Annotated in this window: 22 protein-coding genes and 1 tRNA gene; 4 read left to right on the top strand and 19 right to left on the bottom strand. The window is 43.1% G+C overall.

Going from position 1 to position 26,153, the window contains the following annotated elements; genetic code table 11:
* Positions 1-17 precede the first annotated feature (17 nt).
* The 5 genes from hpt to spoIIE all read right to left on the bottom strand — a co-directional run bounded on the left by hpt (position 18) and on the right by spoIIE (position 6,200).
* On the bottom strand, positions 18-569 hold the full coding sequence (gene hpt / locus KS242_RS00610; protein WP_077303781.1) for a hypoxanthine phosphoribosyltransferase: 552 nt from the start codon (positions 567-569) through the stop codon (positions 18-20).
* Positions 562-1,980, bottom strand: a complete 1,419-nt coding sequence (gene tilS, locus KS242_RS00605; protein ID WP_217322585.1) for a tRNA lysidine(34) synthetase TilS — start codon at positions 1,978-1,980, stop codon at positions 562-564. The genes hpt and tilS overlap by 8 nt, the downstream gene beginning before the upstream one ends.
* Positions 1,981-2,041: 61 nt before the next feature.
* Positions 2,042-2,974, bottom strand: coding sequence for a protein kinase domain-containing protein (locus KS242_RS00600; RefSeq protein WP_217322584.1), 933 nt, complete (start codon positions 2,972-2,974; stop codon positions 2,042-2,044).
* The gene (locus tag KS242_RS00595) at positions 2,937-3,677 is read right to left on the bottom strand and encodes a vWA domain-containing protein (RefSeq protein ID WP_217322583.1); all 741 of its coding nucleotides are present in this window, start codon (positions 3,675-3,677) and stop codon (positions 2,937-2,939) included. Before KS242_RS00595 ends, KS242_RS00600 begins: the two co-directional genes overlap by 38 nt.
* Positions 3,678-3,740: 63 nt before the next feature.
* Positions 3,741-6,200, bottom strand: coding sequence for a stage II sporulation protein E (gene spoIIE, locus KS242_RS00590; RefSeq protein WP_217322582.1), 2,460 nt, complete (start codon positions 6,198-6,200; stop codon positions 3,741-3,743).
* Between the two features lie 390 nt (positions 6,201-6,590).
* Between spoIIE and KS242_RS00585 the strand changes: the two genes are divergently transcribed.
* Entirely contained in the window at positions 6,591-7,037 is a 447-nt protein-coding gene (locus KS242_RS00585; protein WP_217322581.1) for a MarR family winged helix-turn-helix transcriptional regulator, read from the top strand.
* Positions 7,034-8,536, top strand: coding sequence for a DHA2 family efflux MFS transporter permease subunit (locus KS242_RS00580; protein WP_217322580.1), 1,503 nt, complete (start codon positions 7,034-7,036; stop codon positions 8,534-8,536). The genes KS242_RS00585 and KS242_RS00580 overlap by 4 nt, the downstream gene beginning before the upstream one ends.
* Here KS242_RS00580 and KS242_RS00575 read toward each other — a convergent pair.
* The 3 genes from KS242_RS00575 to KS242_RS00565 all read right to left on the bottom strand — a co-directional run bounded on the left by KS242_RS00575 (position 8,438) and on the right by KS242_RS00565 (position 12,567).
* On the bottom strand, positions 8,438-10,219 hold the full coding sequence (locus tag KS242_RS00575; RefSeq protein WP_254391762.1) for an IS1182 family transposase: 1,782 nt from the start codon (positions 10,217-10,219) through the stop codon (positions 8,438-8,440). The two genes, KS242_RS00580 and KS242_RS00575, sit on opposite strands and share 99 nt — an antisense overlap.
* A gap of 299 nt (positions 10,220-10,518) precedes the next feature.
* Positions 10,519-11,736, bottom strand: coding sequence for an IS110 family RNA-guided transposase (locus tag KS242_RS00570; protein ID WP_217322579.1), 1,218 nt, complete (start codon positions 11,734-11,736; stop codon positions 10,519-10,521).
* A 255-nt stretch (positions 11,737-11,991) separates the two neighbouring features.
* Positions 11,992-12,567: a histidine phosphatase family protein gene (locus KS242_RS00565; protein WP_217324014.1), complete on the bottom strand. Its 576-nt coding sequence runs from the start codon at positions 12,565-12,567 to the stop codon at positions 11,992-11,994.
* A 126-nt stretch (positions 12,568-12,693) separates the two neighbouring features.
* Between KS242_RS00565 and KS242_RS00560 the strand changes: the two genes are divergently transcribed.
* Positions 12,694-12,767, top strand: a tRNA-Met gene (locus tag KS242_RS00560).
* Here KS242_RS00560 and KS242_RS00555 read toward each other — a convergent pair.
* The 8 genes from KS242_RS00555 to KS242_RS00520 form a co-directional block, all read right to left on the bottom strand.
* Positions 12,727-14,451 (bottom strand): IS1182 family transposase, encoded by a 1,725-nt coding sequence (locus tag KS242_RS00555; RefSeq protein WP_254391850.1) that lies wholly within the window; start codon positions 14,449-14,451, stop codon positions 12,727-12,729. The genes KS242_RS00560 and KS242_RS00555 overlap by 41 nt on opposite strands.
* Before the next feature lie 287 nt (positions 14,452-14,738).
* Positions 14,739-15,152 carry a S1 domain-containing RNA-binding protein gene (locus KS242_RS00550; protein ID WP_077303802.1) on the bottom strand — a complete coding sequence of 138 codons (414 nt, stop codon included), beginning with the start codon at positions 15,150-15,152 and terminating at the stop codon, positions 14,739-14,741.
* A 74-nt stretch (positions 15,153-15,226) separates the two neighbouring features.
* The gene (locus KS242_RS00545; protein ID WP_254391761.1) at positions 15,227-15,607 is read right to left on the bottom strand and encodes an FtsB family cell division protein; all 381 of its coding nucleotides are present in this window, start codon (positions 15,605-15,607) and stop codon (positions 15,227-15,229) included.
* 7 nt (positions 15,608-15,614) lie between these two features.
* Entirely contained in the window at positions 15,615-16,214 is a 600-nt protein-coding gene (gene yabQ, locus KS242_RS00540; protein WP_217322577.1) for a spore cortex biosynthesis protein YabQ, read from the bottom strand.
* Positions 16,211-16,495 carry a sporulation protein YabP gene (gene yabP / locus KS242_RS00535; protein WP_217322576.1) on the bottom strand — a complete coding sequence of 95 codons (285 nt, stop codon included), beginning with the start codon at positions 16,493-16,495 and terminating at the stop codon, positions 16,211-16,213. Before yabP ends, yabQ begins: the two co-directional genes overlap by 4 nt.
* 60 nt (positions 16,496-16,555) lie before the next feature.
* Positions 16,556-16,813: an RNA-binding S4 domain-containing protein gene (locus KS242_RS00530; protein ID WP_077303933.1), complete on the bottom strand. Its 258-nt coding sequence runs from the start codon at positions 16,811-16,813 to the stop codon at positions 16,556-16,558.
* Positions 16,813-18,138 carry a bifunctional methyltransferase/pyrophosphohydrolase YabN gene (locus KS242_RS00525; protein ID WP_217322575.1) on the bottom strand — a complete coding sequence of 442 codons (1,326 nt, stop codon included), beginning with the start codon at positions 18,136-18,138 and terminating at the stop codon, positions 16,813-16,815. Before KS242_RS00525 ends, KS242_RS00530 begins: the two co-directional genes overlap by 1 nt.
* On the bottom strand, positions 18,135-19,715 hold the full coding sequence (locus KS242_RS00520; protein ID WP_217322574.1) for a putative polysaccharide biosynthesis protein: 1,581 nt from the start codon (positions 19,713-19,715) through the stop codon (positions 18,135-18,137). Before KS242_RS00520 ends, KS242_RS00525 begins: the two co-directional genes overlap by 4 nt.
* 136 nt (positions 19,716-19,851) lie before the next feature.
* Between KS242_RS00520 and KS242_RS00515 the strand changes: the two genes are divergently transcribed.
* Positions 19,852-21,066 (top strand): MFS transporter, encoded by a 1,215-nt coding sequence (locus tag KS242_RS00515; protein ID WP_217322573.1) that lies wholly within the window; start codon positions 19,852-19,854, stop codon positions 21,064-21,066.
* On the opposite strand, the gene KS242_RS00510 is transcribed toward KS242_RS00515, so the two are convergent.
* The 3 genes from KS242_RS00510 to mfd all read right to left on the bottom strand — a co-directional run bounded on the left by KS242_RS00510 (position 21,024) and on the right by mfd (position 26,136).
* Positions 21,024-21,827, bottom strand: coding sequence for an AraC family transcriptional regulator (locus tag KS242_RS00510; RefSeq protein ID WP_217322572.1), 804 nt, complete (start codon positions 21,825-21,827; stop codon positions 21,024-21,026). The two genes, KS242_RS00515 and KS242_RS00510, sit on opposite strands and share 43 nt — an antisense overlap.
* Before the next feature lie 86 nt (positions 21,828-21,913).
* The gene (spoVT, locus tag KS242_RS00505) at positions 21,914-22,450 is read right to left on the bottom strand and encodes a stage V sporulation protein T (RefSeq protein ID WP_217322571.1); all 537 of its coding nucleotides are present in this window, start codon (positions 22,448-22,450) and stop codon (positions 21,914-21,916) included.
* 155 nt (positions 22,451-22,605) lie between these two features.
* Positions 22,606-26,136 carry a transcription-repair coupling factor gene (gene mfd / locus KS242_RS00500; protein ID WP_217322570.1) on the bottom strand — a complete coding sequence of 1,177 codons (3,531 nt, stop codon included), beginning with the start codon at positions 26,134-26,136 and terminating at the stop codon, positions 22,606-22,608.
* Between the last annotated feature and the right edge of the window lie 17 nt (positions 26,137-26,153).

Here is a 26,153-nt window from a genome sequence, read left to right as displayed (position 1 = left end):
ATCCATACCGTAACTGTTTATTCAGCACGGACACCGCCATATACTTCTGGTTTTAAAACACCGATATATGGCAAGTTACGATATTTCTCTTGATAATCTAATCCGTAACCTACTACAAATTCATTTGGTACATGGAATCCAACCAAGTCCGCTTGAATTTTTGCCGTGCGGCCCGAAGGTTTGTCAAGCAATGTTACAATCTTGATCGATTTTGCTTTTCGGTATTTGAACAGATCCACCAGATAGCTCAATGTAAGTCCGCTATCGATGATATCCTCAATAATCAGAAGGTCTCTGCCTTCTACTTTTGTGTCCAAATCCTTGACGATTTTCACTTCACCAGAAGATGTCATGCCGCCTCCATAGCTGGATACGTCCATAAAGTCCATTTCCAAGTGCGTGTCCATGTGACGGATTACGTCAGACATAAATGGAAGAGCGCCTTTTAATACGCCGATTGCCAACGGGAAGGAATCCTTGTACTCCTCGGTAAGCTGCTTTCCGATTTCCGCACATTTCGCGTCAATCTCTTCCTTAGATATCAGTACTTTCTCAATCTCATCATGCATTGCCTGGTCCTCCTGTTTGTTCCCCATTTTTCGCTTGGTAACACAGACATAAATAATTGCCTGTCTTTCCTGTTGTTCTGCATGTTTCCCCTTTTCTCAAACCGATAAGCCACAAAATAGTGCCAGTCGCATCCTCCACAATCGGCCAATCCTGCCTTTGGAGCGCAGGAATTTTTCCATCAATGAAAATATCTTTTACTTTTTTGGTCCCTCTCATTCCGCGCAGCTTCATTTTATCGCCATTTTTCCTTGTCCGTACTTTTAAAGGCAGTGTAATGTCTTCAAGCGGAACCACAAAGGTATAGGGATTTTCTTCTGTTTGGTGAGGGGTAAAAGCAGCCGTTATTAATGATCCATCAGGTAACGTGACGCATCCGGGAGTGTGTAATGTATAGTGGAATAAATCTTTCGCCTCATCTCGAAAAGAAATCGATAATCGGCTGTAAGACTTTGTCAGTTGTAATCCTGCCGGAAAATCTAAAGAGCTATTTGCTTTAGAGCTAGCTATCAGTTCAAAAAACTGCGCTTCGTGCCGATGGTGTAAGTCCACCGGAAGCGCTTGATACAGATAATTTAATATTAGATGAAACACTCTTCTTTGTAAAGCAATCGGGTATGTACAAAAACGAGCAATCTCAAAGGCTGCCGCCCGTTTCTCTGGGTCGAACGCTACTGCTTCCCGGAACATCTCAGCAGCTTGTTCAGCAAGATATGCTTCGTCCGCTTTAAGCGCTTCACTAAAGCGTTGAGCATGCTGATGGAAGCTTGGATAAACTTCCTTGATGGGTTGAAGAACACGGTGCCGGAAATAGTTTCGTGTGTAATCCACACTTGCATTGGAAGGGTCAATTCGAAAAGGAACTTCGTATCGTTCACAATATTGTTGAATTTGTTCCTTACTGCAAGCTAGCATTGGGCGAATCAGTTCACCGCTGGCAAAGTTTCGTCTGACAGCCATTCCGCTGACAGCAGCAGGATTTGCTCCCCGTGCCATACGCATCATGATTGTTTCTGCTTGATCATCACCATGATGGGCCAAAAACAAGCTGTCTGCTTGATAGTGTCTCATTTGCTCCTCAAAATACCGATAACGCACTTCCCTTGCTGCAACCTGTGTGCTCTGCTGGTGTGCTATCTTCCAAGCCGGAACATCCACTGTAACGATGTGAGACAAAACGCCCCATGTTTCACACACTTCCCTTACGAATTCAGCATCAGCTCTCGATTCTGTCCCCCTCAGTCCGTGATCGACACTTAAAGCTACTATCTTCCATCCTCTGCGTTTCTTTTGTTCCTTCAAGAAATGAAGCAGCGCCATTGAGTCAGGTCCTCCAGAAACACCTACCAAAATTGTTGTGTTCTCTTTCCACAACCCATGTTTATCCATAAATGCTGTCATCGTTTGTTCCATTACTGTCATCCTTATGTAGTTGCTGCTATTATCGTACCATTTATACGGTTATACCTAAAGTTTATTGCAGCAAGTAAAGCACATAACAAACAAAGCCGTAACCACTTAATAACAAACATTCCCCAATTCCCACTTTGCGTCTGGATCGCCTTGCAGGCGGCACTTGGTTTGATACCGCTGCGGGAATATTTTGCTTCATAAGTAATTTCATCATATCTTGCTTCATTGCGATACTGGATGGGTACTTTCCTGCCAAGGCTTTTTCAAGTATTGGCCGCAAATGACCAGCGCGGGTTAAAGCCTTCTTCAATGTCACTTTTGGCGTTTCCCCTTTTTTAAATCTGCTTCCGTGTATTATTTCTAATGCTGTCATCGCAAGTGCAAATAAATCATAGCTTGGTTCTGCTTTTCTGCTTCCCATCCCCCAGTGACCGCGATCGTAGAATTCCGTATATTCCTTAATCGCACGCCCCACTTGGGTAGTGCCTCCTACATCGACCCATCGAAGCCGAATTGGGTTATCGCTCACAACTAGGTTATCCAATTTCAAATCGCCAAATACCCAGCCTGCATGGTGAAGATGGCCGAGATCCTCGAGCAGTCCAAGCAAGAGCACCGGCAGCCATTCCGATCCTTTCTTTTTAACGTAGTCATCTAATCTGCTTCCTTGTATATATTCCATAACATAAAAAGTATATAGTTTCCCGCTAGGACTGCTATAGTCATCTGTTTCAAGCAAACAAGGTCCGAGGAAATGACCCTGGACCTTTTTCAGTGATTGCAGCACATTCACTTCCATTGTTATTGAGGTTCGCTTATCACTGATCTTCAAGGCAGCTGGATCACCATTTCTCTCTGTAAGGTAGACAGATCCAATCGCCCCACTTCCGAGTTTGCGGATAAGCGGATAAGTCCCATTATGCCACTTGCCTGTTAAGCGAATACCAGATCGCAAATCAGTTGCCGAACTCTTCATATTCGGAGATTCTGTCATTGGCTGTGCTCCTTTGCAGCGATTGACGGCTGAATTCATGTAGTGCTTCCCGAAGCGCTGGACCAGTCGGTGTCACGCCGCCCGTTGCCAGCTTAGGAAACACAGATGAAACATTCTCCAGCCGTTCGGTCCAGTCCATAATTTTTACAGCTGCTTCTCTTTTCCCAGGGAAACCGAAGATAGCAAATTTATTTTGCCCTTGCCGCGCGTTCATACTTATCGAAAGATCAATTAACGCTTCTTTGACGACTGGAAGCTTATGATGCATGCTGGCACTTGTGTCGACAAGGATTAAAACTTCCAAATTCGCTGTCTCACTAATCTCCTCGACCACTTCCAGTACATCACCGCGTTTCTCTGGCGGTAAATCATCTAATGTATGACCCTTACCAAGAATTTGCTTAAGCTCTTGATTGACAACTCCTTCAATTGTTTGTGTCATCGCCTGTTTGGTAACCATCTGAACAGTCTCTGTCAGCGCTTGTTTGTAAATTAGCTGGCTGACACCGCCTCCAGCTTTAGCGATGTTCTCTACTTCAGCTAAACTGAGCGACTGCTCTGTCTGCCCTTCTTCTAAAATGCCAATTACATTAACGGTTATATGCTGCGCATAAGCTAAGGCTGCGACAGCTGAAGGGTCTTCCCCGCGGTTGGAGCATCCATCTGTAAGTAACAGGATCTGTTTGAGCGTGCTTGGTTTCATCGTTATCCCTCTTCTCCATTCGTTATCTCCATCATCGACTGGAAAAGAAGAAAATATACGTTTCTATGCCTCTCGCACATCGTTTTTATAAGTAGAGATAGAAGCCCATTCCGGCATGTTCCGATCAATCGCCGCTACCATCACCGTCATGTCGTCCTCAATCTCTCCTGCTCGATTACGCACAACCTCCTCCAGCAGCAAATCAGCCATTTCCTGCGGTACAGTTGTATTCATCTCTCTAATTTTACGTTTCAGCCAAATATCTATATTTTCTATATGTCGCGGTGATTCGAAGATGCCATCACTCATCATAACGAGTAAATCTCCCGGCTGAAGCTGCTCTTGTACGACATCTACTTCAAGGTCTTGCACAATACCAATCGGTAGATTGCCGGACTCTATTTTAATGACCTGATCACCACGCTTGATAAAGCTAGGTGTCGATCCGATTTTTAGAAATTGGACAGCTGCATCATGCAAATCGATGACTGCAAGGTCCAATGTTGCAAAAATTTCTTCACTGGATCTTAAGGAGAGGATGGAGTTAATCGATTTAATTGCGACTTCCTCTCGGATCCCTGACTGCAGTATTTGCTGCAGCAAACGCAATGTTTCTGTACTTTCTTCATGTGCTCGATCTCCATTACCCATTCCGTCACTGATTGCAACTGCGTACTTGCCCGCCCCTAGTTCGATCGTCGAATAACTGTCTCCCGATACGAACCCCCCACCTTTTGCCGCATGCGCAACGCCTGTGTCCACAACAAATTTCTTGATGGAAGAAAAGGCCAAGAAACAGGACTTGTCCGGAAACTCTGCTATCTCTTCCTTCGTCACAACGACAGTCTCCCCTAGAATGTCGGATAGGATTGGACCGATGAGTTTCTGTCCTTCCCCGTGATAACCAGCTATCGTTACATGCATCTCTACGTCAATACTTCCCTTCGTAAGAGAAAATACATCCAGTTTCTCCACAACCAATCCAGCTGCCTTTAATGCAGCCATTATCTCGACTTCTTGCTGTTCATGATTCTCTTTTTCTTTTACAATCTCTTTCGCGAAATCCTCCATCACTTCAGAGACACCGTTTAATTGATCAGCAACAAAACGGCGGCTTTCCTCTACTTGCCGGCGCAACATCTGATTTGCTTGGTAGAAACTCAGCTCATGCTTCATCGTTTCAACCACTTTCTTCGATTTAACACAGTGCGACTCCAGATTTCTCTCCAGCAGCTTATTCGGCGGACCGCCGCCCTCCATATCTTCCTTTAAACTCTCCATCAGCTGATAGGTTCGGTCAAATTGCTGCGCCCCCCAGCAGCGGTCTTTTTTAAAGCATAGCTGACATGTTTGCTCTGTTACATTGCCCAGGAGAAAATCAGTCTCCCGGTCACGCATTTCTTCTGCTGCACGATTAGGAGTCGTAAAGCTTTTCGCTAAAGCATGGAACACGTTTGAAAACTGCTGCACACGACTTGCCGTTACATCCCGGACCTTTTGCAAGTATTGCTCCTGCTCCTGATTATGTTCGGCAGTTCCCGGCACAAAACGAGACATACGCCGGATCCAACTGTCCGGCGTCAACACCAGAAGCAGAATACTAATCGCTGATGCAAGCAAAGATGGATACACTTCCTGCAATCCTTGCTCCTGTCCGTACAAACCAATTAGCAAAGTACCAATTACAAGTCCTATGCTTACCCCGAACTTCTTCCCGTCTTTTAACAGACCGCCAAGCAGACCGGCAAATGCCAGCAGGCTCATCTGATAGAGACTGGCAACATTGGCAAGACTCAAAATCAGGCCAGCAACTACACCTACTGTCGAACCCATCGCTGCGCCTCCGATTAAAGCAAGCAGTAAGACAAAGTAACGGGAGAAGATTTGCTCAATGCCTGCTCCTTGTATCTGCCAGCCGATTGTACCAGTCAGCACCGAAGCGAGTAAGATGATCAAGCAGACGATTTCTTCATTCTTTAATGCTGGATAATATCTTTTAACGGATAATAACGGGAGGCTTTGCATAAAGATGATAAAGAGCACAGAACCAAGAACTCCTTCGACACCGATCATCATCCAATCGAAGCTGGATAAGGTATGCTCATAAGAAAGCGTCAGCATCCTAGGTAAGGCACTGGCCAAAAAGACAAGCACGGCTAAGACTCGAATTTGGTGCGGTATCTTTTTGCATATAGCTGCCAAGAAGTAGAGAACAAATGCTGCTGCTGCTACATAGAGACCATGTGTCCATTGATAGCTGCAAGCCCCTGCAATGGTTGCCATCGTAATCGGCAGCATCTTTTTTCGTCTTGTCAGCCATATAGATGCCAGAAATGCTGCTGCAAACGGGGAAACGGTTGTTAAAACGACAGCTCGTCCCAACAAGAATCCAACAAGTGCTAAAAGCCACGCCTTTTCAATTAATAGAAGCTTTGTGAGATTAATCCCCTTTTTCTTCCAATTGTCCAGCCGCTTTTGTTCTACTCCATAGATGCCCCATTTTTTTCTCGATACTGTCTCCATTACATTGAACACTCCTATCCTCAAATTTGCCGAGGCTCTGTGTACATACTATGGCAATCCCCGGGACAAACTCTTTTTGATTAATGTCATTTAACCACATCTCTTTTTCACAATTTGTCAAAAGAACCAATGCAAACATAAAAACATTTCGACTTATTCCTGTCCCTTTTCACGCGCTTCAACACCCCTGGGACAACAACAGCTGTTTTCCGCCAATATCTCTTGTCGTATCAAGTTCAGCTGTTGGGTCTCTTGTCAGAAAACATTTACTTTTTCAAGGAAGCGTTTACTGTAAAACTTCTATATTGATTTTTATTTTAAAGAGAGTAAAATAGTTCACACTGAAACAGTTCGCATGCGAACTATTTTTTTGTTGAGGGGATGACAACTTTGACTGATGAGGAGAAAATCAGCCAAGTTATTCAATCGTTTCGCTGCTTGAATCAAGCTTTCCATAAGCAGTTTTGGCACAATGCGGATCAATTAGGTGTGACTGTTGTACAGCTGCACATTCTAAAAGTATTGGCGGACGAGCCTGGAACTGGCTTGAATGAACTTGCGCATAAAGTAAATGCCAGCAAGAGTACAGTAAGTGAAACGGTTGAGAGGCTTGTACAAGCTGACCTGGTAAAACGAGAGCGATCGACTCACGACCGGCGCGCAATCGTTCTGTCACTGACTCCAAAGGGGCTGGAGCAGAAAAAGACAGCCTACCGAGCCTACTTACAAAGATTGGGGAACATTTCAGACTTCAGCACGGAGGAGATTGAGACATTAATGTCACTTCACCGCCGCTTGCTTAACAAGATAACAACTCAAGGAGATGAAACAACATGAAAGATCGTTCAGCCTATGTAGATCCAAAAACGGTTAACAAAGGTCCGATCATCGCCATCATGGTTCTAGGTGCTTTTGTAGCTATCCTTAACCAAACATTGATGAATATCGCACTGCCCGTTATGATGAAGGATCTAGAAATAGAAGAAAATACAGCCCAGTGGCTGACAACAGCATTTATGCTAGTTAATGGTATCTTAATTCCTATTACTGCTTTCTTTATGGAAAGATTCTCAACCCGTAAATTATTTATTACAGCAATGAGCTTGTTTGCACTTGGAACACTCATTTGCGGAGTTGGACCTGATTTCACTACCATCTTAATCGGTCGTATCATACAGGCTGCCGGCGCTGGGATTATGATGCCGTTGCTATTCAACACTGTATTGAGCCTCTTCCCAATTGAAAAACGAGGAAGTGCAATGGGACTAATCGGTCTTGCGATGATGTTTGCGCCAGCAGTTGGCCCTACACTATCCGGGTTTATCGTTCAAAGCGCATCTTGGAGATGGTTATTCTTTATCATCCTGCCTATTGCTTTAATTGATGTCATTCTAGCTATTTTCGTATTACGTAATGTAACGAAGACACAAAAGTCATCTGTTGATATTCTATCTGTCCTTCTTTCTACTATTGGTTTTGGCGGACTATTATACGGCTTCAGTGTTGCTGGTGATAAAGGCTGGGATTCAGCAGAAGTTATTACCACGTTAGCTGTAGGTGCAGTTGCGTTAATTATCTTCATTACACGTCAGTTGATGATGAAAAAGCCGATGTTGGAATTCCGTGTATTCAAATACTGGATGTTCTCTCTATCAACAGCAATCAACGTCGTTATTACAATGGCAATGTTTGCGGCGATGCTATTAATTCCTATCTTTACGCAGAATATGCTTGGCTACACACCACTTGAATCAGGATTACTGCTATTGCCTGGTGCATTAGTATCAGCAATTATGTCGCCTATTACTGGTAAGTTATTTGATAAGATTGGAGCTCGTCCGCTTGCTTTGATCGGACTATTAATCACAACCATTACAACTTATTTCCTAAGCACATTAACAATTGATACAACGTACACGTACATGATGACTGTTTATACATTCCGTATGATTGGTGTATCCATGGTTATGATGCCAATTATGACAGCAGGCTTGAACCAGCTGCCAAAACGTTATTATGCACACGGTACAGCAATGGCGAATACATTGCGTCAAATGGCTGGTGCAATCGGTACAGCGTTACTTGTTACAGTATTCTCTAACCAAACAAAAGAGCATGTGACCGACATGGTGACATCTGGTACACCACAGCAGCAAGCTACTTTGCTTGGATCAATTGAAGGTATCAATGATGCATTCTGGATTGCCACATTAATTGCTGGTGTTGGCTTCCTGCTTTCATTCTTCTTGAAAAAGGTTCGTCCTGCAGATGAGATTGAAGAAGAACAAACAAATGCTAATGCAACAACTATCGGAAAACCTTCCGAAACACATTAAAAGCAAAGAGAGCGGGACATAACTCCTCTCTGACACAAAAAAGATCTCGGTCACCAGGAAAATGGTGACCGAGATCTTTTTTGATCTGATATTTTTTGAATTCCTTACTATACTTGCTGATCTGGCGGTGAACTTCCTGATGTTCACCGCCATGAAGGCGAATCCTAATTCGTTTTCCACTTTCTCTTTACTTCGTACCGAGAAACGAGTGAAACACAAATGAGCCTTCAGAAATCCGAAGACTGGCTCGACATCTATTTTACGTTTCCCGTAAATTTTCCCTGTTTCTTTTTCGCTGAGTAATTGCTGGGTATATGCTTTTTGTTTTTCCCATCTTTCGTTGTAATAGATTTTCCGGTTGTTTCCTTCTTTCGCTTTCGTACATTCTGCACGTAAGGGACAAGCAGTACAATCGCCACATTCATACACGCGATAATGACGCTTGAATCCAAATTTGTCGCATCTTTCGGATAGGTACCGAAACGCTAATTTCCGGTTATTCGGGCAAGTGAAAAAGTCGCCTTCGGCATCGTAATCCCAGTGAGCTACTTGGTAAGGATCTTGTTTATATTTCTTTTGCTTTTCTTTTCGGTAGTGATTATAGGTGATGAGAGGGATGCGCTTCCGATTATTTACCACATCATCATAATTTTGCTCACTGCCATATCCGGCATCCGCGACAATATAGTCGGGCAGCTCAAAAAAGTCCCGTTCAATCTTATCAAGGAAAGGGATAAAAGTTCGCGTATCCGTAGGATTCGGGAACACATCATAGGCCAGGGCATATTGACCTTCAGTAGCCAGCTGCACATTGTACCCAGGTTTAAGCTGGCCATTTTTCATATAATCATCTTTCATGCGCATAAAAGTGGCACCATGGTCAGTTTTGGAGTAGCTATTTCTGTCTCCGAAGATTTCCATGTCGACCTGATATTTTGATTTCCGTTTAATGAAATCATTGACTTGCTTTCGGTACTGTTTTGGTGCTTTACGTTCGGAACGAAGCTGCTTGCGTTCGGCAGTATCATCACTTGCTTCTATGCGACGATCGTATTCCTGCACTTTTTCGTCCAGTTTTTCTGCTACTTTTGTTAACTCTTCGCCCGATAGGGCTTCGGGGTTCTCCAGCTCGATTGCGGGGATAATTTCCTGCTCCAACAGTTCTTCATACATCTGAGCCGATCTTTCCACCAATTGCGTACTGTATTTCTCAGTGGACTTCCGCCATACAAAAGTAAACTTGTTGGCATTTGCTTCGATTTTGGTGCCATCAATAAAAATGGCTTCTTCTTCAATGACTTTTTCTTGAACCAGCTGGCTGCGAAATTGGACAAAGCACTGGCGTAAGAGTTCTTTTACGTGAGGGTTCACACGGAATCGGTTGATGGTGCGATAGCTGGGCTGATAATCTTGGGCAAGCCACATCATGCGTACGCTGTCTTGAAGTAATGACTCAATCTTACGGCCCGAGAAAACGGATTGCGTATAGGCACATAAAATAATCTTCATCATCATGCGAGGGTGATAAGCAGGGTGTCCGGTTTCCCGACGGAAACCGTCAAAAGCTTCATCTGGAATACTTTCTACTAAATGGTTAACGGTAAAAGCAATATCATTTTCAGGTAATTTTCTTTCCAAATCTAGAGGTAAAACGACTTCACACATGGTATAATGTTTAAACATAAGGACCCTCCTCTTTTGTGTTTTGTGTCGTAACTTAATTCTATCAGAGGGGTCCTTTTTTTGCTTCTATAAACGATACATTAACGATAAAAAGATGAGGCAGACATCTCCGAATTCTCGGAGACGCCTGCCTCATTTTAATTACTCATTTTTTGGGTTTTGTCCCAGTCTCTTTTCCTACGTTTAGTCAAGTACTTATTCATAGCTTTTTAATATAGGTTATAGCCTTTTTTGGGTATAGGAAATAAACCTCGTTGTATTTATTTTTAAAACGAGGGAGAATTCGTGATACAATGAAGTTAGTGGTCCATAGAGACCGTGTACGAGTAATCGTACAATGTATTATTCTTGATCATGGAATAAATACATTTGAGAAGCTTGTTCATGCAAGCTACGGTGGCAACCTTATCCTTCTTGGGTACAGGTTGCTTTTTTAGTTTGTAATAATAGTCGACAATGTGATTGGGCGCTGCTTTTTGTTGGCGGATCATGTTTCGGACAATGAAGTACAATATTTTTCTTCCCTTAGGGTTGCCTCGTTTATTAATGTGATCTTGGCCATGATACTTTCCAGATTGATATCTTCGGATATCAATTCCTACAAAAGCGTTGACTTTCTTATGATCTGGGAAGCGAGACAAGTCACCAAATTCACCGATAAAAAGCGCTGCGCTAATTTCCCCAATTCCTGGAAGGCTGGTTAGTAACTCGAACTCAGGCAGCTTTTTTGAACTATCAATCATTTGATTAGAAATTTTCTCTTTCTCCTCTAATAGTTGAAGTAGCTGGAGCGCATAGTACTGCACTTTTTGGGTTTGAATACTATCTGGAGATACTGCAGGATAGGATTCTTTGGCATAATCTATTATTTGAACAGCCTTTTGTTTTGCACGATTTTCGGAAATTTTCTTAGTGGTACTTCTAATCAATAGATTTTTTATCTTGGTCTGGCTCGATTTCAAAACAAGCACAGGATGAGGGAACAAACTGATAAGTGTTAAGGCATAAGGTGTAATCCTGCTTGAGAAGAATTGTTCCAGCTCCGGAAAACTTAATTGAAGGGCATGGTGCAGATACATACGCATACGCTTTATCTCACCCTCTATTTCTTGATAGAAACGCGCAAAATCACGGAGTCGATGATAAAGGTCGGGCTGTTGAACTTTTTCTTCCCTGGAGTGCAGGTGGTGAGCTTGCGCTAATTTATGCGCATCATTTTTGTCTGTTTTCCAGCTTCGGAGAGTAGCCATTTCGAGCTGTTTTTTAGCCGCAAGGGGATTCAACAGACAATAACGTAACTGATTCTTTTGACAGAAGGTTTCCACTGGTTTCGAATAAATGCCGGTGGATTCAAACACAAGAACCGGGTCACCAGGGAGATTCCGGATTTCCTCAAGTAAGGTGTTAAAGCCTGTCTGCGTGTGTCTTAGTTCCCCTTCAGCTAAACAGATTTCACCTTGATAAATGACTTTATAGCTTTTCCCCATTGATACATCTAAAGCAATTACATACTCCAATTTATATCTCCTCTCACGTGTTTTGAAAGGTCTTCACTTTTTCATTTCGATTCCAATTTCCTATACACGAGCTCCATTGGCCCCAACATACTTAAATCTGATTCAGAAATGAAAGTGAAGAAGCTCGGTTTTAAATTCGGATTCAAGATCCCAGAGACTGATCGAGCTTTCTTTCACCTCTCACTATACTCCTAAAAAGAAAAATAGTGGGCAAAGTCATCCGTCGATGACCTTACCCACTAATCTTAGTATGTTTTATATATTTGCTAAATGGTCGGCAAGATTGTAATTATGCATTTTCCATTTATCTTCAATAAACTGAATGTTGCTCAAACAAGCATTCACAAGGCGTGTATTTTCAATATCGTATTCGCCATCAGATATGGTAGCCAGTATGGCAGAAATGACTGCTCCATGTGCAACGAGCAGGACTTTCCTTTCTCCATACTTCGCATTTACTTCCTGCAAGGCTTGCATGACACGTTCCACCAAGGCTTCCCATGTTTCCATACCCGGAAAGTCCCAGCTCGGATACTTGGCCTCACGCTCTTCTCTTGTCAGCCCCTCTGCTTCGCCAAAACCTCTCTCAACAAAACCTTTCATCTCAACGAGCGGAAGCTGTAATGTCTCGTTAATGATATCTGCTGTCTTTCTTGCTCGTTGCATCGGACTAGCAATAATCAAATCAAAGTCACTGTCTGCCAGATAATCACGCGTAGCCTGGGCCTGCTTTATTCCTGTTTCATTCAATGGTATATCGGTGCTTCCTTGTACTTTGCCAAGTTTATTCCAATCGGTTTCTCCATGTCTTACAAGGCAAATCACATTGATCCCCTCCCCATAAACTATATCCCTACTATACCGTATTCTTAACAGTAAACGAATATTAAATTTATTGTTGACATATAGTATAGGCTGATGTATTATATTACTTGTGTCTGAAACAAATATTGTTATGGCGGTGTAGCTCAGCTGGCTAGAGCGTACGGTTCATACCCGTGAGGTCGGGGGTTCGATCCCCTCCGCCGCTATCCCTAAAGAGAGCGGGACATAACTCCTCTCTGACACAAAAAAGATCTCGGTCACCAGGAAAATGGTGACCGAGATCTTTTTTGATCTGATATTTTTTGAATTCCTTACTATACTTGCTGATCTGGCGGTGAACTTCCTGATGTTCACCGCCATGAAGGCGAATCCTAATTCGTTTTCCACTTTCTCTTTACTTCGTACCGAGAAACGAGTGAAACACAAATGAGCCTTCAGAAATCCGAAGACTGGCTCGACATCTATTTTACGTTTTCCGTAAATTTTCCCTGTTTCTTTTTCGCTGAGTAATTGCTGGGTATATGCTTTTTGTTTTTCCCATCTTTCGTTGTAATAGATTTTCCGGTTGTTTCCTTCTTTCGCTTTCGTACATTCTGCACGTAAGGGACAAGCAGTACAATCGTCACATTCATACACGCGATAATGACGCTTAAATCCAAATTTGTCGCATCTTTCGGATAGGTACCGAAACGCTAATTTCCGGTTATTCGGGCAAGTGAAAAAGTCGCCTTCGGCATCGTAATCCCAGTGAGCTACTTGGTAAGGATCTTGTTTATATTTCTTTTGCTTTTCTTTTCGGTAGTGATTATAGGTGATGAGAGGGATGCGCTTCCGATTATTTACCACATCATCATAATTTTGCTCACTGCCATATCCGGCATCCGCGACAATATAGTCGGGCAGCTCAAAAAAGTCCCGTTCAATCTTATCAAGGAAAGGGATGAAAGTTCGCGTATCCGTAGGATTCGGGAACACATCATAGGCCAGGGCATATTGACCTTCAGTAGCCAGCTGCACATTGTACCCAGGTTTAAGTTGGCCATTTTTCATATAATCATCTTTCATGCGCATAAAAGTGGCACCATGGTCAGTTTTGGAGTAGCTATTTCTGTCTCCGAAGATTTCCATGTCGACCTGATATTTTGATTTCCGTTTAATGAAATCATTGACTTGCTTTCGGTACTGTTTTGGTGCTTTACGTTCGGAACGAAGCTGCTTGCGTTCGGCAGTATCATCACTTGCTTCTATGCGGCGATCGTATTCCTGCACCTTTTCGTCCAGTTTTTCTGCTACTTTTGTTAACTCTTCGCCCGATAGGGCTTCGGGGTTCTCCAGCTCGATTGCGGGGATAATTTCCTGCTCCAACAGTTCTTCATACATCTGAGCCGATCTTTCCACCAATTGCGTACTGTATTTCTCAGTGGACTTCCGCCATACAAAAGTAAACTTGTTGGCATTTGCTTCGATTTTGGTGCCATCAATAAAAATGGCTTCTTCTTCAATGACTTTTTCTTGAACCAGCTGGCTGCGAAATTGGACAAAGCACTGGCGTAAGAGTTCTTTTACGTGAGGGTTCACACGGAATCGGTTGATGGTGCGATAGCTGGGCTGATAATCTTGGGCAAGCCACATCATGCGTACGCTGTCTTGAAGTAATGACTCAATTTTACGGCCCGAGAAAACGGATTGCGTATAGGCACATAAAATAATCTTCATCATCATGCGAGGGTGATAAGCAGGGTGTCCGGTTTCCCGACGGAAACCGTCAAAAGCTTCGTCTGGAATACTTTCTACTAAATGGTTAACGGTAAAAGCAATATCATTTTCAGGTAATTTTCTTTCCAAATCTAGAGGTAAAACGACTTCACACATGGTATAATGTTTAAACATAAGGACCCTCCTCTTTTGTGTTTTGTGTCGTAACTTAATTCTATCAGAGGGGTCCTTTTTTTGCTTCTATAAACAGTAAATTAACGATAAAAAGATGAGGCAGGCATCTCCGAATTCTCGGAGACGCCTGCCTCATTTTAATTTCTCATTTTTTGGGGTTTTGTCCCGCTCTCTTTTTTTGTATATACATGTCTAGAAAGAAAAAACCGAATGCTCGAAAGCATCCGGTCAATCGTTTTATATCTTAAGATTTGCATTTTTATCAAATCCCAATATAGACAGCAAGTTTAACCTTTTTTAGCGCCTCTGCCACCGCGTTTTGCTTCTGTGTGTTTCTTAAGGGACGCCAGACGGTCCTCTGAATCCTTCAAGAAGCGATTCATTTTTGCTTCGAAAGTTTCCGTACGTTCACGGCCACCGCCATGATTAGACCCTCTATTATTGTTATTACGGCGTGCTGGAGGCGGATTATCTTTTGCTTTCTTAATAGAAAGCCCAATCTTTCCGTCCTTCTCATTAATAACTTTGACTGTGATCATATCACCAACAGACAAATGTTCATTAATGTCTTTCACATAATTATCGGCAACCTCACTAATATGCACAAGACCTGTAGATCCGCCTGGCAGTTCTACGAATGCACCGAAATTAGTAATACCTGTTACCTTACCCTGATACTTGCTGCCTACTTCAATTGACATAAAAAAAATGCTCCTCCTTAAAGTTTGAAAGAAATATACTACTTATATATTATATAAAAGCTTGGAAAAGGGTGTCAATAAGAGGGCTCCTCTTCGGTGATCTTAAATATCGTTTCACCGTCTTTAGAATAAAAATAGTTCGTTCTGGCTATTTCCAGTACGTAGCTCTTATCATTCAGAAGCTCAATCTCTTCTTTCAGTTCCTCTTCCTTCTTTTGTAAACCAGCCAACTCTTCTTGTTTCTCTTTGTATTCCGACTGTTTTGCTGTATAGACACCTCGTTGGTGAATATGAAAGGCTATCATCAGTCCAAGCAGAACAACTGCAAAAGCGGCGAACAAGATTAAACGCCGAAAGAGTCTTTTTTGTTTTTTCCGCTGTCGTTCTGTATATGCGTCGTATTTCTTCGTATAGCTGGACTCCATCTTCGTTACATTTCGTTTCTGTCTTGCCACGCCGGTTTTACCTCCTTGATCTGCGCAGTGAATCATATACCTTTGTTGCTATATTCTTCATTCTACTATAGATACCTGCTAAAATGGAGTAAATTTTTCGGTACTTTTTTGGTGTCAGCTTCCAAATCAACCGCCCTATCATACGGATTGGATACGATAGGATAATGAAAAGCAGCCAAACTAACTTCCACACCAATGTGAGTAATCCTCCCGCCAGTACAAGCAGCCCTTGCAAGAGCCATCGGACTGGCGTTACAACAAGTACATACAGAATGCGTTTAACAATGAAGATTATCCTGTTAATCACACGAATAAGCCATTCGAGCACACGCCGATAGCTTGTCTGAAATAGAGCTCGATATCCCGCGAAGCCGCATATTAGTGCTAGAAGAATGTAAAAACGCATTTCTCCCTGATTGACCTGAAACAGCAGGAAGAATAGCAGCAATGCCTGCAGCAGCCAGAATCCGCATTCCATCACATACCGCATGATAACTTGTTTCTTCCAGTGCCGTTCAAAGCGGCGGAAAGTATCCATGGCTGCCCCAAGATAAATTCCGCCAGCAATCATCGACACAATGGTGAGGAACTGGACAGTAAGTGTCATTTGAAGAGCTTGCTAAAGAGTCCTTTAGCCTTCTCCCCGTGCTGCTCGTCTAAATATGACAGCTCCTGTATCTTGCCTTTTATTGATACTTTTCCTTCCTGCAAATCAAGATTCTTCATATGCAGGTTATTGCCGCGAATGACCATATAACCCATCTCGGTTTGAAGCAGAAACTCCTCGCTATCAAAGCTGTCCACTTCTTTCACACCGCTAATTTCCAGTGTTTTTCGATTGAACATCTTTATGTCATGATCCGCTTGAACTTTTCGGGTTTGATCCATCGTTACCGCCTCCCTTTATCCCTAACAATCTATGAGGTTAGGGACAAGGTTAGAACGGCTTTATTGTACAGGCTCTTCCTTTTTCACTTTGTAAAGTGTTGCAGCGTCGTCTTTCTTCACTGCTTCTTTAAGCTGCTGCACTTCAATTGTTAGCAGTTTTTGACCGAAACGAATAGCCATTTCGTCTCCAACAGCCACATTTGTAGATGCCTTTGCTTGGACACCATTAATGGTAATACGTCCTTGATCTGCTACTTCTTTTGCCAATGTCCGTCGTTTAATTAATCGTGATACTTTCAGAAACTTGTCTAATCGCATCATCGTTCACTTCCTTTATCCGTACTTTGCTTCTTATCAATCACCTGATGCAGTGCGATTTCTGGGTTTATCTTATGATAGCCTGCATAGGAAGCAATAGCAAACAGAATCTCTCCAATCGCTGCTTCATACTGCTCGCTCTGCCCCTCTTTTTGATCCAGCTTTGCTAGCAGCTGTTCCAACTCAGACACAGCTACCTCTTTGGTTTGTCCTATCTTCGCTGCCTTCATTAACTGAGGCACCATCGCATCTTCTTCCGTATGTGTGCGACTTTGCTCTTTCTTTTCTTCTTGCTTAATGGCTGCCCAACTATCGCGCAGCTCTTCTTCTGTTTCTAACACTTCATCCCCAAACACATGCGGATGACGGCGAATCATTTTTTCTGTTACGCTTCGAATGACATCCTCAATTGTAAAGTAACCTTCATCTTCCCCAATTTGGCTATGCAGCATCACTTGAAGCAGCACATCTCCGAGTTCTTCAATTAGATTTTCCTCATCTTCCTTGTTAATCGCATCAATTAATTCATATGCCTCTTCAATTAAATAACGACGTAAGGATGTGTGGGTTTGTTTTTGATCCCATGGGCAGCCGTTAGGTCCTCGTAATGTTCGAATGACATCATGAAGTCGGTAAAATTTATGATTTAATTCCAATGAAATAGCTGGCGGTACATAAACACTCATCAGATTACTGAACTCTACACTTCTATCCAGTTCCTCTAGCGCTACTGTTTTGATACGCTCATCCGAACTCCCCACAGCATCCACAATCGTCACTGGATATTCCGGCGGAAGATCTTCCAATAATTCCAGCTTCACTTCTGATGCTACCATTTGATCGTACACCTGACAGAAGATCAGATGCTGTCTGTATTCGAGTTCATCTCGGCGGAAGGAAGTGGCATCTACAAACTGAAAGCCATCAATCGGATCAATCTGGAGGACAGAGAATAAGTCATCCAAAAAGCTCTGTCCGCCAATAATTTTCACTTCTACTTCTTGCTGTGCCAGCAGCAGCTGTACTGTTTTCTCAGCCAGCATCGGATGTCCGGGCACTGCATAGATGATGGAACCTTCCTCTGCTTCCCGATACAAGCTGTTGGCTATCTCTTCATATACAGTCTGGAAATCTGGATATTGTTCATATATCTCATCATACGAATGGAACGTCACACCTTCTTCTTGCAATGTCTGAACGACTGGATGGTCCTTCGTTCGCACAAAGATAGGATTTGCATGCTCCTTTAATTTTCGGTAGATTCCGAGTGACAGCTGATTAATATCGCCGCCGCCAAGTCCAACCACTTCTATAGTATGTTTCATTTTCTTGTTCTCCCTTCCAAACGCAGCAAATATCGGCTGAATGGTAATGCCTTTAATTCAGATTCACTGAACGCCTTCGTCTTAATTAAAGTAATAGCGTACAATATTGCACCTGTTATGACTGCAAACATCACATATACCAATAACAAAAATCGTGTTTTCACGTGAAACAATTCGACAGTGGCCGCATATAACATACAAACTGCGACAACCATGATCACCAGCCCTGTCAATAAACTCCTCCATGGCAGCTTGAACAGTTTCATGTCCGGTATATAACGGTGAAGCAAATACATATTGGCAGCCAAGATACAGGTTACTGTCATAACAGTTGCTATAGACGCGCCCATAATACCCCACATCGGGACAAGCCATTCATTCAGTATCCACTTGATTAACAAACCGCCAGCAATGACAGCTGCTGTGTGCTTCCATTTTCCTAACGTCTCCAGCATGGAAGCCGTTGTTAGTGTGAGTGAGCAAACAAATATCGTGAGCATAAATACTTGCAATGTATATGTACCAAGATCCTCTTTAAAGAGCAATCTATTAACTAACGGGAAAAGACTAATTAGACCGGCAGCAGCAGCGATAGACAATAAGAAGCTAAGTTTCCATCCGCTATGCAGCAGAGCAATCACAGATGTTCGCTCGTCTAACAGCTGTTTTTTCGTAATAGATGGTACAAATGCCAGCGCTAGAGAAGAACCTACTACAATTCCCAGCTGAACTAACGGTTGGCCGCGGTCATATATTCCTTTCCATTTACGCGCTTCCTCTAAACTATATCCATGCTCCAGTAAGCCAGATACAAGTGTAAACGCGTCTGCAAACTGCAGCAGAAGCAATAGCATATAGTTTAGACAAATAAAAAAGCCATATACGAAAATCGTTTTTATAACATGGACCCATGCTAGCGAATGCTTCACAGAAGAGATAATCGGTTCATGTTTCATAAAAAAGCAAAGTACCACAATACCACAGCAAGCTCCTGCCAATGATGCTAGCGCCGCTTTCGCTCCAATTGCATATAAATCGCTACCGCCGCGAACGAGTAAGAACGTAACAACGAGTATTAATCCTACCCGGATAAGCTGCTCCGCAACTTGCGAGACCGCTGTCGGAGTCATATTCTGCTTGCCTTGGTAAACACCTCTTACTATAGCTGTAAACGGCACCGCAAGAAAGATAAAAGACGCTGCCTGAAGCGGGACCTTCAAAGCAGCGTCTCCCATAATCTCAGCTATGTAAGGTGCTGCTGTATATAAAAAGGCGGATGTTAAAGCGGCCAAAACAAACAAAAATGTACCAAGCGGCATGTAGAATGAACGAAGAGAAGGCAGCTGCTTCGGATATTGTTCAGATACTAGCCGAGATACAGCAGCCGGAATGCCATATAAAGCTAAGCTTGCTGCAATACCAAGAAAAGGATAGACCTGCTGGTAAATGTAGAATCCTTTATCACCTACAATATTTTGGAACGGGACACGATAACCCGCACTTAAGATTTTACTGATTAATCCAGCGACTGCCAGGATAAATGCTCCATGGAAAAGCCGCTTCATTCCTAACCCCATGCACTAATTCCTCCAACCCAACCTTTTCTACTGGAATTATACCACGTAGCGATATGTCAAATCTTGCTTTATCTTTGCACAAGATTCCATACGACGATCACTTGTCTAGGCTATATGCTGAACTGGAGGTGAGTATATGTATAGAGATATCTGGAAGAACCGCCATATGATTTATTACTTCTCAGGAGGTGCCGTTTCACAAATTGGCAATGTCTTATCTGGCTTAGGCTTTTTATTTCTCGCATATCGTCTGACAGAATCAAGTGTACAGACTACATTTATAGCGATTGCAGAAACAGTGCCGTATCTTTTGTTCGGCTTGATTGGCGGGGCTGCAGCAGATGTAATGAATAGAAAAAAGATGATGATAATGATGGATTTATCGCGCTTTGGGATTATAAGTATCACTGTTTTTTTATATTTTCAGGGTTGGCTAAACTATTATCATCTATTAATAGGCAGTTTCCTGCTCCAATGCTGCGGATGCTTTTTTAATCCCGCTCATCGGGCTGTTCTGCCAGAGCTTGTTAAAGAGACACAGCTTCCAGCTGCGAATAGTGCATGGGACACTGTACAGCGATCGGCTTCTTTAGCAGGGCCAATCTTGGCTGCCTGGATGCTGGCAAAAGGTGATATCGTATATCTATTTATCGCAGATGCTGTGTCTTTTGCTAGTAGCGCTGTTTGTATTTCTCGTTTACCTTCCATGCCTCGTTTAGCCAACAAAGAAAGTCTCTCATTATCTTCTTTGTATAAATCTATGTGGGTGTTTGTGCAATACGGGAAAACCAATTCTGTGCTGGTGCAGTTGTTTTCCATCACTTTCTTTGTCGTCTTCTTTAATACATGGGTATGGCAAGTAGGGATGCTGCTTGCTTTTGAAGAGATTACAGCAAACGGGGAGCGTTGGTTTAATAGCTTACAGATTTTTTACGGCATTGCAGCTACAATCATCAGTGTTCTCCTCCCTTATCTGCTAAAACAGCTGGACATGAAAAAGTATCTGATTGGAAGTATCATATGGGGGCTGGGAATCAGCTTGATAGGATTTGTATATGAGCTGCCGTTTTTCTTTATTGGCGCGTTACTCATTGGAGTAGGCCTGCCAATCAGCAGTTTGACGAGAGTCTACCTTATCCAGACTTCTGTACCGAAAGCCATGCTAGGGAGAGCTTTTAGTACAAATGCAGTTTTGCTTTATGCAGCTAATACACTGTCCTTGAGTATATATGCCAGTCTGCTACCCATGTTATCTATTCGAACATTCATGTTAATAAGCGGATTGGCAATTCTGTTGGTTCCGTGCCTCTATGTTTTCAACTGTCTCACTCGAAAAGCACCTGGCGTCTGACCATAGATCCGCCGAAATACCGTATGATAAGAAGCTGCATTTTTAAAACCTACTTCTAATGCAATTGTTAGAATGGAGGCATCTGATTGTCGCAGCAGCTGCTGACTTTTTACGACACGGAGTATTTGCAGCCAGCTGTATGGAGTTAGACCTGTTTCCTTTTTGAAGAGGTGACTAAACTGATACTTTCCTAACGAAGTCAATGCCACCATATCATCCAATGTCCAATCTTGTTCATAACTCTGCTTCAATGCGTCCAGTACTACATAAATCGACGGATCGTATCCCTCTATATTCCAACTTTCAGCATGTGCGCCTGGAATAAGCCGAAGCAGCAGCAATGCAAGTTGAATTAGGCTGTTCTCCATCCAAAAGCGCTGCTCTATTTCTGTCGTTTGCATTTGTAGATACAAGCGGGTTGTTTCGACCCACTGATGAATAAGCGGATGCTTGCATACAATTTTTGCAAAGAAAGGTTCTTGAACCGTAATGCCAACTTCCCTGGCAACGTCCGTCAAAAGTGCTGGACTTAATTCTACAATCCATTTCTCAGAAGTGTGAAAGAGCTGCTTATGCAGAACGTGCGGGTTGAGAAGGAGTAATTCACCCGCGGTAAGTGCCATGTCTTGATCTTTGAACTGATAAACAGACTTCCCACTCGGGTTGAATAGCAGTTTGTAGCTTAGATCATCACGCCAACTCCTCTCTCCTAGCAAGCTTTTGCGCCATAACAAAAGGCCGTTTTGATGTTCTAGTATCATGTCGTCTCCCCCTCTTTTCATCAGCTTAGCATAAAAAAAGAATCCCGCAGCATATAAGCTGCAGGATTCCTATGATTTCAGATACATTATTCCATTTGTCTCGCAAGGAAGTTAGCAGCTGTTTCTGCCGCCTTTTCCTCTACCGTGCTCAATTCACCATCATTACGGCTGACAATGACAACACAGCCAATTGGGTCACCGCTGGCGATAATCGGGCTTACTACATAAGCTTGTATGTCGTCATCTTTTCCTTCTACAAGTTCAACATTTCCCGATTGATTGTAAACAGCAGTTGCTCTGTCCTGCATCGCCTTTTCGATAATGTCTCCAATGCCTTTGTTCATGTATTCTTTCTTCGATTCCCCTGCAACTGCGATATATTCGTCACGGTCACAGATCATAACACCATGATCAATTGTAGTAAATAGCGCTTCCGCGTATTCTTTTGCGAAATCACCTAATTCACTGATAGGTGAGTATTTTTTTAGAATAACCTCTCCATCACGATCAACAAAGATCTCTAGCGGATCTCCTTCTCGAATGCGCAGTGTCCGGCGTATTTCCTTCGGGATAACAACACGTCCCAAATCATCAATTCTACGTACGATTCCTGTAGCCTTCATCTTCCATTGCCTCTCTTTCTGTATCCTAAGCTGCTCTGGGGTATTTTCTACTTATTATGAAGAAAAGAAGAATTCACCAGTTGTGCTGTTAGTATGATACACATTGGCATAACTATTCATTTCCTGCCAATTTTTTCGAAAACAATGGTAAGACTTTAGCTGGCTCGCTTGAATTCCCGCATTGCTTGGATGAATTCCTCTGCAATCTCATACCGGCGGTTATAGGAGTTTCTGTCCCAATTGAACACGATCTTCAGTTTCTTGTCTTCTGTGCCAAGCTGGACCATCCGCCCGTATTGATTTGCAAAGTCAAATAGTTTTCCGCCATCTACATACTGACTCCTATCTGGATCGACGAGTATCTCCATGCGCTGCTTTTTCTTCTTCTCACTAATGGATTCGATTTTCTCACGTTTCGCGTACATCTTGATTGTTGTAACGTGGAAGAGATTAGCTACTTCATCCGGATAATCTCCAAAACGATCAATTAGCTCCTCGCGTAAGTCATGAATCTCTTCTTGAGAGGTACAGCTTTGGAACCGTTTATACATATCAATCTTCTGCTTTTCATCGCTAATATAGGTCTCCGGTATATACGCATTGATGTCCAGATCCAATTCCACTTCAAACGGCTTCATCTCCTCAGCAGGCTTACCTGCTTTACGAGCCTCCACTGCTTCTGTAAGCATCTGTGAGTACATATCAAAACCGACCGAATCAATAAATCCATGCTGCTGAGAACCGAGCAAGTTACCTGCTCCGCGGATAGATAAGTCACGCATGGCAATCTTGAAACCAGAACCGAGCTCTGTGAATTCTTTGATCGCCTGCAGCCGTTTTTCCGCCACCTCTGTGAGCACTTTATCTTGCTGATAAGTGAAGTAAGCATAAGCAACACGATTTGAGCGTCCAACTCTTCCGCGCAGCTGATACAACTGGCTAAGGCCCATGCGATCGGCATTATTAACGATTAATGTATTTACATTAGGTATATCTACACCGGTTTCAATGATGGTCGTACTGACAAGGACGTCATACTCCCCTTCCAAGAAGGCAAGCATCACACCTTCGAGCTCTGATTCATTCATCTGACCATGCGCAAATGCAACCCTCGCATCATCAACCAAAGCAGAGATCTCCTGCGCTTTTCGCTCAATGCTTTCAACCTGGTTATACAGGAAGAACACTTGGCCATCGCGCGCCATTTCCCGCTCAATCGCTTCTCGGATAAATACCGGATTATATTCCATCACATATGTTTGAATCGGGAATCTGTTTTCCGGCGGCGTCTCGATAACAGATAAGTCTCTGACACCAAGCATGGACATATGCAATGTCCGCGGAATTGGCGTTGCCGTTAACGTTAATACGTCGACATTCGTCTTCAGCTGTTTTAGTTTTTCTTTATGTTTTACACCAAAACGCTGCTCTTCATCGACAACTAACAGCCCAAGGTCCTTATAGACGACATCTTTGGACAATAGTCGGTGTGTTCCTACGACAACATCAACTGTACCGTTCTTCAAGCCTGCTGTTACCTCATTTTGCTGTTTGCGTGTCCGGAAACGACTCATAAGTCCAACATTAATCGGGTAATCTTGGAATCGTTCTAAAATCGTCTCATAATGCTGCTGTGCTAATATGGTAGTCGGAACAAGAATGGCAACTTGCTTGCCATCTGCAATGGCTTTAAATGCAGCGCGAATGGCAACCTCTGTTTTACCATACCCAACATCTCCGCAAAGCAGCCTGTCCATCGGACGCTCCCGTTCCATATCCTGCTTAATTTCATCAATACAGCGAAGCTGATCTTCTGTTTCCTGATAAGGGAAAGCTGCTTCGAACTCTCGCTGCATTTCGGTATCTTCGGAAAAGGCATATCCTTTCGATGCTTCTCGCTCCGCATACAGCTTGATTAGTTCATCCGCAATATCTTCCACAGAAGACTGCACACGGCTTTTTACTTTCTTCCATTCTGATCCGCCAAGTTTATACAGCTTTGGTTCTTTACCTTCCGAACCAACATACTTTTGCACAAGATCAATTTGATCGATTGGTACAAATAACTTATCGTCGCCTGAATAACGGATCAACATGAAATCTTTCCGTATGTCTTGTACTTGCAGCGTTTCTATTCCAACGTAGCGACCAATACCATGATTAGCATGCACAACGTAATCGCCCACCGCAAGCTCCTGGTAACTCTTAATTCGTTCTGCATTGGATATCTTTTGTTTCCGTTTTGGTCTTGAGGTTCGTTTCTTGAACAATTCGTTCTCTGTTAAAACTGCCAGCTTGTGGAACGGCAGCTCAAATCCGCTGCTAATATTGCCAATAATAATTGCCGGAGAACTTGTTGGTAACGATACATGCTCTGTAATGACCGCTTCCATCTCATAATCAGCCATGACTGCCTGTATTTTTTCTGCTCGCTGTTGGTTCGGTGCCATTAAGATAATAGAATAATTGCTCTTGCTCCATCGTTCTAACTCATTTTTCAATAAATGCATTTGTCCATGGAATTGCTGCATTGCTCTGCATGTTACATTTACAATGTTTTGCGGCTGCGTATTCGATATATGCCGCAGGAAAACACTCAAATAAAGACGCGGCTGTTTCATTTGCTGCAATACCTCGTGCCAGTCAAAGGAGAGGCGTAAATCCCTTACAGTCTGATGTGCTTCCAACAGACTTTGATGCCATTCCGCTTCCTCTTCATCAAGCCGATTGGCAGTTTCTTGAATGCGGCTCATCTCATCAAGGATAATATAGCCATCCTGTCCAAGATAATCTAATAAACTAGCTGGCTTTTCGTAGAAATAGCCAGCATATTTAGCCATTGCAGGGAAGCGCTCTTGCTGCTTCAGCCGCTCCAGATCCTGACTGACTGCCTCAAGTACTCGCTGTTTATGGTCATCTTCTTTCAGCTTACTAATTGTTTCGCCTAACGCTTTCTCGAGACGAACAGCCGCCCTTGCGATATCTTCTTGATCAACAAGCAATTCTGTCGCTGGTCCTATTTCGACCGTTTGCTGCTTCTCCATGGATCGCTGTGTATCTGAATCAAAGTACCGTATAGAATCGACTTCTGTATCAAATAATTCTATCCTCACTGGGTTTTCTTCAGTCAGCGGAAAGATATCCAGGATACCGCCGCGTAAGCTGAACTCGCCAGGACCTGCAACCATATCCGAACGCTCGTATCCCATATCTGTAAGTGACTTTATATTTTGGTCAAGATCGATTTCTTCTCCAACACGAAAAGCCAGCTGATAGCTTTCCCATTTAGCTGGTTGCGGAAGTATTCGTTTTAAAGCAGCAGCCGGTGCCACCAAGACACCATTTTCACTCTGCATCCAATTACGCAAAGCATCAAGCCGCTGGCTGCGGAGTTCCGGACTGGAGATGGCGAGCTCTGATGCTAGCAGTTCATTTACCGGATAAAGATAAACATTTGAATTTGTACTAAGTTCTAATAGGTCTTCATAAAGTGTTTGCGCCTGTGTCAGCTGGTGGGTAACAAGAATAACCTTACGTCGCACTGCATCCTGCAGTACTGTCGCTAACACACCTCTTGCCGAGCCGGACAAACCGGTGAGAAGCTGTTCCCCCATCCCTGACTTTATCCCATTGATGACAGACTGAATGTCATCCTGGGCAGAGACGAATTGCTTAATCTCTTGCATAATGCCTCCTTCTGCTA

The organism is Terribacillus sp. DMT04 (assembly GCF_019056395.1).
GTDB lineage: Bacteria > Bacillota > Bacilli > Bacillales > Amphibacillaceae > Terribacillus > Terribacillus aidingensis_A.
This window is presented reverse-complemented; position numbering and strand designations above follow the sequence as displayed.

Bases quoted from the DNA above. Each gene is read 5' to 3' on its own strand.
- KS242_RS00515 (WP_217322573.1), top strand. From the start codon at position 19,852: ATGTATAGAGATATCTGGAAGAACCGCCATATGATTTATTACTTCTCA.
- KS242_RS00520 (WP_217322574.1), bottom strand. From the start codon at position 19,715: ATGGGGTTAGGAATGAAGCGGCTTTTCCATGGAGCATTTATCCTGGCA.
- KS242_RS00530 (WP_077303933.1), bottom strand. From the start codon at position 16,813: ATGCGATTAGACAAGTTTCTGAAAGTATCACGATTAATTAAACGACGG.
- KS242_RS00510 (WP_217322572.1), bottom strand. From the start codon at position 21,827: ATGATACTAGAACATCAAAACGGCCTTTTGTTATGGCGCAAAAGCTTG.
- KS242_RS00595 (WP_217322583.1), bottom strand. From the start codon at position 3,677: ATGAAACCAAGCACGCTCAAACAGATCCTGTTACTTACAGATGGATGC.
- KS242_RS00600 (WP_217322584.1), bottom strand. From the start codon at position 2,974: ATGACAGAATCTCCGAATATGAAGAGTTCGGCAACTGATTTGCGATCT.
- KS242_RS00575 (WP_254391762.1), bottom strand. From the start codon at position 10,219: ATGTTTAAACATTATACCATGTGTGAAGTCGTTTTACCTCTAGATTTG.
- spoVT (WP_217322571.1), bottom strand. From the start codon at position 22,450: ATGAAGGCTACAGGAATCGTACGTAGAATTGATGATTTGGGACGTGTT.
- KS242_RS00525 (WP_217322575.1), bottom strand. From the start codon at position 18,138: ATGAAACATACTATAGAAGTGGTTGGACTTGGCGGCGGCGATATTAAT.
- KS242_RS00580 (WP_217322580.1), top strand. From the start codon at position 7,034: ATGAAAGATCGTTCAGCCTATGTAGATCCAAAAACGGTTAACAAAGGT.
- KS242_RS00550 (WP_077303802.1), bottom strand. From the start codon at position 15,152: ATGTCAATTGAAGTAGGCAGCAAGTATCAGGGTAAGGTAACAGGTATT.
- hpt (WP_077303781.1), bottom strand. From the start codon at position 569: ATGCATGATGAGATTGAGAAAGTACTGATATCTAAGGAAGAGATTGAC.
- KS242_RS00555 (WP_254391850.1), bottom strand. From the start codon at position 14,451: ATGTTTAAACATTATACCATGTGTGAAGTCGTTTTACCTCTAGATTTG.
- tilS (WP_217322585.1), bottom strand. From the start codon at position 1,980: ATGGAACAAACGATGACAGCATTTATGGATAAACATGGGTTGTGGAAA.
- spoIIE (WP_217322582.1), bottom strand. From the start codon at position 6,200: ATGGAGACAGTATCGAGAAAAAAATGGGGCATCTATGGAGTAGAACAA.
- yabQ (WP_217322577.1), bottom strand. From the start codon at position 16,214: ATGACACTTACTGTCCAGTTCCTCACCATTGTGTCGATGATTGCTGGC.
- yabP (WP_217322576.1), bottom strand. From the start codon at position 16,495: ATGGATCAAACCCGAAAAGTTCAAGCGGATCATGACATAAAGATGTTC.
- mfd (WP_217322570.1), bottom strand. From the start codon at position 26,136: ATGCAAGAGATTAAGCAATTCGTCTCTGCCCAGGATGACATTCAGTCT.